Below are 6,676 nucleotides of genomic sequence, written 5' to 3' on the forward strand. Positions count from 1 at the left end.
CGACCAGTTGGCCAAGGTCGACGGGATGGTGCAGGCGGCGCTCGAGGCCGGTGCCAAGGCGGTCGTGGGCGGCAGCAAGATCGACGGCCCCGGCTACTTCTTCGAACCGACCGTGCTGGCCGACGTCGACAACCAGATGGCTATCGCGCAGGACGAAGTGTTCGGTCCGGTGCTGTGCGTGATCCCCTACCGCGACGAGGACGACGCCGTCCGCATCGCCAACGACTCGATCTTCGGCCTGTCGGGCGTCGTGATGGGGGCGGACGACGACCGTGCCACTGCCGTCGCTCGCCGCATCCGCAGCGGCACCATCTCCGTCAACGGCGGCTTGTACTACGGCGCTGACGCGCCTTTTGGTGGTTACAAGCAGTCGGGCATCGGCCGCGAGATGGGCGTCGCCGGCATGGAGGAATACCTCGAGTCCAAGACGCTGGCCCTCCCCGCGCCGGCGGAGGCGTCGTGACGGCGCGTCCACTCGACGGCGTGCGCGTCGTCGAAGTCGCGATGTGGGGATTTGTCACGTCGGCCGGCGCGGTGCTCGCCGACTGGGGCGCCGACGTCATCAAGGTCGAGCACGCCGTCACCGGTGATCCGCAGCGCGGGTTGAAGCGCACCGGCGCGTTCGTGGTCGATGGTGACATCAACGTCAACTTCGAACATCCGAACCGCGGCAAGCGCAGCGTCGGCGTCGACATCGGTACCGACAGCGGTCGCGCCCTGCTCGACGAGTTGATCAAGACGGCCGACGTGTTCCTCACGTCGCTGCTGCCGAGCGCGCGGCGCAAGTTCCGCATCGAGGTCGACGACGTGCGCGCCGTCAACCCGAAGGTGATCTACGCCCGCGGCAGCGCGTTGGGGGCGCGCGGCGACGAAGCCGAGCGCGGTGGTTACGACATGACGGCCTTCTGGTGCCGCGCCGCCACGGCCCAGTCGCTCACGCCGCCCGACATCGACGGCATCATCGGCCCGCCGGCGCCCGCGTACGGCGACACCATCTCGGGCACGAACCTCGCGGGTGGCATCGCCGCCGCGCTGTTCGCCCGCGAGCGCGGCGGTGAGCCGTCGGTCGTCGACGTGTCGCTGCTCGGCAGTGGCCTTTGGTCGATGGGCCTCGCCGTCGACTCGTCGATCATGGCCAACAAGCCGGCGGTCGCCGCGCCCACGGGCGTGCGCGCCGCGCTCAATCCGCTCACGGCGATGTACCGCACGAGTGACGGCCGCTACATCTCGCTGGTGATGCTCCAGCCGATGCGGTACTGGGCGGAGTTCTGCCAGCACATCGACCGCCCCGAACTCGCCGACGACGACCGCTTCAACTCCTACGCGGCGCTGGAGCACAACTCCGCCGCGGCGTGCGAGGCGATCGCCGATGCCATCGCGTCCCAGCCGCTGGCCCACTGGTCGGCGCGCTTTGCCACCATGAGCGGGCCGTGGGCGCCGGTGCAGGACACGCTGCAGGCCGCCGCCGATCCCCAGATCCGCCAGAACGGCTACATCACGTCGGTCAAGGCGGCCGACGGCTCGGACTTCGAGTTGGTGGCGTCGCCGGTGCAGTTCGACGGGGCCGACCCGGACCTGCGCCGCGCGCCGCTGTTCGCCGAGCACACCGACGACGTACTACAAAGTCTCGGCTACGACATGGACAAGATCATCGAGCTGAAGATCGAAGGAGCAATCACCTGATGCGAGTCGTGATCGACGAGTTGTTGTGCGAAGGCCACGCACTCTGCATGGGCATTGCCCCCGACATCTTCGACGTCGGTGACGACGACATGGCCCACGTCTTGGTCGACGAAGTGCCCGCCGGGCGCGAGGACGACGTGCGCAACGCCGTGCGCTCGTGTCCCAAGCAGGCGATCTCTATCCAGGAGTAGCGGCGATCACTTCGGCGAAGCGGGCCAGCGTTTCGACCGGGGCGAAGTCGGTCAACCAGACGTAGACCCGCTCGATCCCGCGCGCGTGGCCCGAGAGCTCCCGGCGGCGTTTTGCTGCCGACTTGTGGCGGCCATTTCGCGTCGTCGACGCGGTTTGGCGGCCAAAACCTGACATCAGCGTCGCGGCGCTTGGCGATGGCGCTTAGAGGGCGAGGCCGATGAGGAGGAGGTCCCAGAGTTCCTGGGCGGCCTTGTCGACGTCGGTGTTCGACGGCGTGGCGCTGATCACGTTCGCGAACGTGTGGAACATGATCGCCTGGAGCACGATGCCGGCGATGTGGCGGTGGTCGAGGCCCTTGCGCAGCCCACCGGCGCGCGCCGCGTCGTCGAGGAGTCCCTCGAACAGCGTGACCATCGGCACGAAGGCGTGCGACGCCTCTTTCGGGTGCGCCGTCAACAGTTCCTGGCCGAACTCGGCAAGCACGGGCGCCGGTGCCGCCTTCTTGAGCTTGTTCGTCTTGGGAGACGGATGGCAGACCTTGTAGTACTCGACGGCGAAGCGATGCAGCCGCTCGGTGGGGTCCTGCTCGTCGGCGACGAGGTCTTCGAGCTGCGCGGCGGTCGTGCGGATTGCTTCTTCGAACAACGCCAGCATCAGCTCGTACTTGCCGGCGAAGTACTGGTAGAAGCTGCGCAGCGACTGGCCCGAGCGCTCGACGACTTCCTGCACCGTGAACTCTTTGTCGGGCGATTCGGTCATCAGCTCGAGGGCGGCGTCGAGGAAACGCTGCACCCGCTTCTCGGCGCGCGCCCGCGCCGGATCCAGCGAGCGGGCTACTGCGAGGTCGCGCCAGGACTCAGCCATTGACCGAGACGTTAGATGGCGGGTTCGACGACGACGTCCATGTTCGCCGCGCCACTGTCGGGCACCCGCGGCTGGTGCCACACCTCGACGGGGAACGAGACGTTCACCAGCGAGTAGCAGAGCCAGAGCAGACGCGTCGCGTCGTCGGGTAGGGCGGTGAACTCGAGGTTGTCGAGGTACTTCGTCGCGGCTTCGAGCCGCGGCATCGCCGCGTCGTAGAACGCCTTCATCTCGTCCATCGACGACGCCAGGCGCTTGGCGTAGCGCTCGGCCTCGGTCTGGAGCGACCACTCGGCGAAGGGTTCGAGGTCGGCGAACTCGGCGGGCAGCACGCTCATCGCCCGTACGCCTCGACGTAGTCGCGCGCCGTCTTGTGCAACTGGCGCAGCAGGATCTCCTGGTCGTTCAACGGGAACGACGTCACGGCGCGCGACTCGATCGAGCGCTGTGTCGCTTCGAGCGTGTTGCCGTCCTGCAGCGCGTACTCCTTGAACGTCACCGCCGCCAGTTCCTGTGCGAGGCGCTCGCTGGCGTTCTTGGGCGGCACGAAATAGAGCGTGCCCTCGAAGATGTGGCTGTTGTAGGCCGTCGGCCAGTAGTGGTACGTCAGGTACCAGTTGGGTGCCCACACCAGCAGCATGAAGTTCGGGAAGAACACGAACGAGTCGATGCCCCACATCGGGCTGCGCGAAGGGTTGATCGCCGGCGGCAAATCGGTCAGGCCGATGTCGGGCTTGTCCCAGGGACCGAACAGGCCGGAGCGCAGCGTGTTCTCGATTGGCTTGACCATCGACGGGTCCTTCGGCGGCGACATCCCGCCCCACGACGACACCATGCCGTGGGGGCCGTCGAGCTTGTACGCCAGCGCCTGGTACCCGTAGGACTGGAGCTTGCGCGACTCCTCGTCGACCGCTTGCTTCGCGTGCAAAACGGGTGCGTGGTAGAACTCGGCGAAGGCGTCGATGAACAGCTTCCAGTTGCTGTCGACCTTGGCGCGGTACTTGAAGACCTGCGTCATCTGGTCGAATGGGTAGCCGGCGATGCCGGCGCCCAATTCGCCGAGATAGTCGCCGACGTGCTCGGTGTTGTCGGGGTCGAGGTTCACGAAGATGAACCCTTCCCACACTTCGCACTGCACCGGGACAAGGCCGTACTGGTCCTTGTCGAGGTCGAAGAACTCCGACTCCTGCTGCACGAAGGTGAGTTCACCTTCGAGGCCGTAGCGCCACCCGTGGTACTTGCAGGTGAACTGTCGGCAGCTGCCTGACACTTCCTCCTGCGGGAAGTCGTTCCACACCAGCTTGTTGCCGCGGTGGCGGCAGATGTTGTGAAAGGCGCGCACGCCGCCATCGGCGCTGCGCACCACGATTACCGACGTGCGTGCCGCGTCGAGTTCGCGGGTGAAGTAGTTGCCGGTCTTCGGGATCTGCTCGACGCGCCCGACGTTGAGCCACGTGCGGCGGAAGATGGCGTCGCGCTCGCGCTCGTAGTACTCGGGTGAGATCGAGTCCTCGTAGGACACAGGGCCCGTCCCCAGCTCCGGATAGTGCTCGGTCCAGCTGCCTTCCGCAGGCTTGGTGAACAGCGGCATCCCGAAACGATATCAGGAATCTCAATTATGGAGAAGGGCGTTTCCACTCCGCATCATTGGCGCTTCCAGGCCATGAGATCAGCGTCTACCGGCACGCCAAAGGTCAGGAAGGCCATGGCGAGAAGGTCGTACGCGCCGACCGTGAACACCAGATCCATCCGCTGCTGTGTGTCGAGTTCGAGGGCGTCCCACGTGTCGTCGCTGATGCGGGCGCTGTCGAGCAACTCGTCGACCGCCCGTAGCAGCGGCGTGTTCGCCGGACCACGGGCGGCCACGATCTCCTCGTCGGTGAGGCCGACGTCGCCGCCGATGACGACGTGCTGCATCCACTCGTACTCGCATTGACGTAGCGCGGCGACGCGCAGGATCACGAGTTCGCGCGTGCGCAGGTCGAGAGTCGTCCCGTACAGCAGGTGGCCGACGAACCGGTGGTACGCCTCGGTGAGTCGCGGGTGGTGGGCGAGCGTGCCGAGCGCGTTGAGCGCCTTAGGTCGATCGCCTTCCGTCGTGAGGATCGGGTGGCGCGGGTTCTCGACGCGCAACGCCGCTACCGCGGCGCGCATCTCCGGTGGCCACTCGCCCGGCGGAATAGGTGGGATGCGCGGCGTCATCCCGTGTTCCGGCCGCCGTTGACGCCGATCACCTGCCCGGTGACGTAGCTCGCCTCGTCGCGGATCAGGAAGGAGGCCGCCGCCGCGATGTCTTCGGGCAGGCCGGCGCGGCGCACCGGGGTCGTAGCGATCGCGGCGTCGACGCCCGGCCCGAGCAGACCCTTCGCTTCGGCGGCGCGCAGCATCGGGGTGTCGATGAACCCCGGTGGGATGGTGTTGACGGTGATGCCGGCCGGGCCGAACTCGAGGGCCAGCGACTTGGTCAGCCCGATGACGCCCGCCTTGCTCGACACGTAGTGCGTCATGCGCTGCTGGCCGCCCTGCGCGCTCGACGACGAGATGTTCACGATGCGTCCCCATCCAGCCTCGACCATGTGCGGGATGACCGCCTGGCAGCACAGGAACGTACCGGTGAGGTTGATCGCCATCAGTCGATTCCACTCGTCGAGGGTGATGTCGAGGAACGGCTTGAAGCCCTCGATGCCGGCGTTGTTGACCAAAACCGTCGGTGCGCCCAACCGCGTCGCCACCTCGGCGACGGCGGCGTCGACCTGTGCCTTGTCTGACACGTCGACAGCGAAACTCGCCGCGCCGACCGACGCCTCGTTGAGGTCGAACACGGCGACGGTCAGGCCGTCCTTCACCAGGCGTTCGGCGATGGCGAGGCCGATGCCCGACGCGCCTCCGGTGACGATGGCGACGCGAGTCACTGCAGTTCTCCTTCGCGTAGTTGTTGGCGCAGCCGGAACTTCTGGACTTTGCCCGAAGGCGTGCGGGGGAAGTCGGAGACCACGTGCAGCGACTCGGGCCATTTCTGTTTCGTGAGGCCCGATGCCTGAAGGTGGGCCCGGACGTCGTCCAACGTCGGCGCCGACGCCGCCGGGTCGCGCAGGCGCATGACCGCGGCGGCCCGCTCGCCCAGCCGCTCGTCGGGCGCCGCCACCACGGCCACTTCGGCCACATGGGGCAAGCTCAGCATGAGTTCTTCGATCTCCTGGGCGCTGATGTTCTCGCCGCCGCGGATGATGATGTCGCTGACTCGGTCGGTGATCGTGAGGTAGCCGTCGGCGTCGAGCACGCCAACGTCGCCGGTGCGATACCAGCCCTCGGCGTCGAAGACGCGCGCCGTCAACTCGGGATCCGTGTAGCCGATGCAGCAGTCGGGCCCGCGACTCGAGATCTCGCCCGTCTCGGCATCGAGGCGGATCTCGACGCCCGGCAGCACGTGACCGTCGGTGCCCATGCGCTTCTCGGCGGGGTCGGTGAGAAAGCTGCCGGTGATCGACGGGTGCTCGGTGCTGCCGTACGAGCGATACGTCTTGATGCCGAGCTTCTCCGCCCGTTCGGTCACCGCCAGCGGCACCGTCGATCCACCGAGTCCGGCGAAGGGCATCTGGGCCACGTGGGCGTCACTGAAGTCCGGATGGTCCAAAAGACTCGTCAAGAAGTACGTGGCACCGCCGCCGGCGGCCAAGTTGTCGGTGACCATCATCCGCAGCACTTCCCCCGGGTCCCACACGTCGATCATCGTGACGGGGTAGTTGCGCAACAGCGGCGTGAGGAACGCGTTGAGCATGCCGATGAAATGACCGACCGGCGCTCCGGTGATCTGTGGCGGACCGATGCGCGGGAACATCTGGTCCAGCTGGCGCGTCTCGAAGCCAAGCGTGCGGTGCGAGTGCACGACGCCCTTGGGGTTGTTGGTCGTGCCCGAGGTAAAACCGATGAGCGCCGG

9 protein-coding genes are annotated in these 6,676 nt (G+C 67.0%); 3 read left to right on the top strand and 6 right to left on the bottom strand.

Annotated elements, in window-relative coordinates; all coding sequences use genetic code 11:
* The 3 genes from VHC63_13910 to VHC63_13920 form a co-directional block, all read left to right on the top strand.
* A partial coding sequence (locus tag VHC63_13910) for an aldehyde dehydrogenase family protein (protein HVV37701.1) occupies positions 1 to 463 on the top strand: 463 nt, incomplete at its 5' end.
* The gene (locus VHC63_13915) at positions 460 to 1,683 is read left to right on the top strand and encodes a CoA transferase (GenBank protein ID HVV37702.1); all 1,224 of its coding nucleotides are present in this window, start codon (positions 460 to 462) and stop codon (positions 1,681 to 1,683) included. The genes VHC63_13910 and VHC63_13915, both read left to right, overlap by 4 nt.
* Positions 1,683 to 1,874, top strand: a complete 192-nt coding sequence (locus VHC63_13920) for a ferredoxin (protein HVV37703.1) — start codon at positions 1,683 to 1,685, stop codon at positions 1,872 to 1,874. The genes VHC63_13915 and VHC63_13920 overlap by 1 nt, the downstream gene beginning before the upstream one ends.
* Positions 1,875 to 2,076: 202 nt before the next feature.
* On the opposite strand, the gene VHC63_13925 is transcribed toward VHC63_13920, so the two are convergent.
* The 6 genes from VHC63_13925 to VHC63_13950 form a co-directional block, all read right to left on the bottom strand.
* Complete coding sequence (locus tag VHC63_13925; GenBank protein ID HVV37704.1) at positions 2,077 to 2,739, bottom strand: TetR/AcrR family transcriptional regulator; 663 nt, start codon at positions 2,737 to 2,739, stop codon at positions 2,077 to 2,079.
* A gap of 11 nt (positions 2,740 to 2,750) precedes the next feature.
* A complete protein-coding gene (locus tag VHC63_13930; GenBank protein HVV37705.1) occupies positions 2,751 to 3,077 on the bottom strand; it encodes a hypothetical protein in 327 nt (108 codons plus the stop codon).
* Complete coding sequence (locus tag VHC63_13935; protein ID HVV37706.1) at positions 3,074 to 4,330, bottom strand: aromatic ring-hydroxylating dioxygenase subunit alpha; 1,257 nt, start codon at positions 4,328 to 4,330, stop codon at positions 3,074 to 3,076. The genes VHC63_13930 and VHC63_13935 overlap by 4 nt, the downstream gene beginning before the upstream one ends.
* Positions 4,331 to 4,383: 53 nt before the next feature.
* Positions 4,384 to 4,941, bottom strand: coding sequence for a carboxymuconolactone decarboxylase family protein (locus VHC63_13940; GenBank protein HVV37707.1), 558 nt, complete (start codon positions 4,939 to 4,941; stop codon positions 4,384 to 4,386).
* The gene (locus VHC63_13945; protein HVV37708.1) at positions 4,938 to 5,651 is read right to left on the bottom strand and encodes an SDR family NAD(P)-dependent oxidoreductase; all 714 of its coding nucleotides are present in this window, start codon (positions 5,649 to 5,651) and stop codon (positions 4,938 to 4,940) included. The genes VHC63_13940 and VHC63_13945 overlap by 4 nt, the downstream gene beginning before the upstream one ends.
* On the bottom strand, positions 5,648 to 6,676 hold a 1,029-nt coding region (locus VHC63_13950), incomplete at its 5' end, for an AMP-binding protein (GenBank protein HVV37709.1). The genes VHC63_13950 and VHC63_13945, both read right to left, overlap by 4 nt.

The organism is Acidimicrobiales bacterium (assembly GCA_035546775.1).
In the GTDB taxonomy this organism is placed as follows: domain Bacteria; phylum Actinomycetota; class Acidimicrobiia; order Acidimicrobiales; family JACCXE01; genus JACCXE01.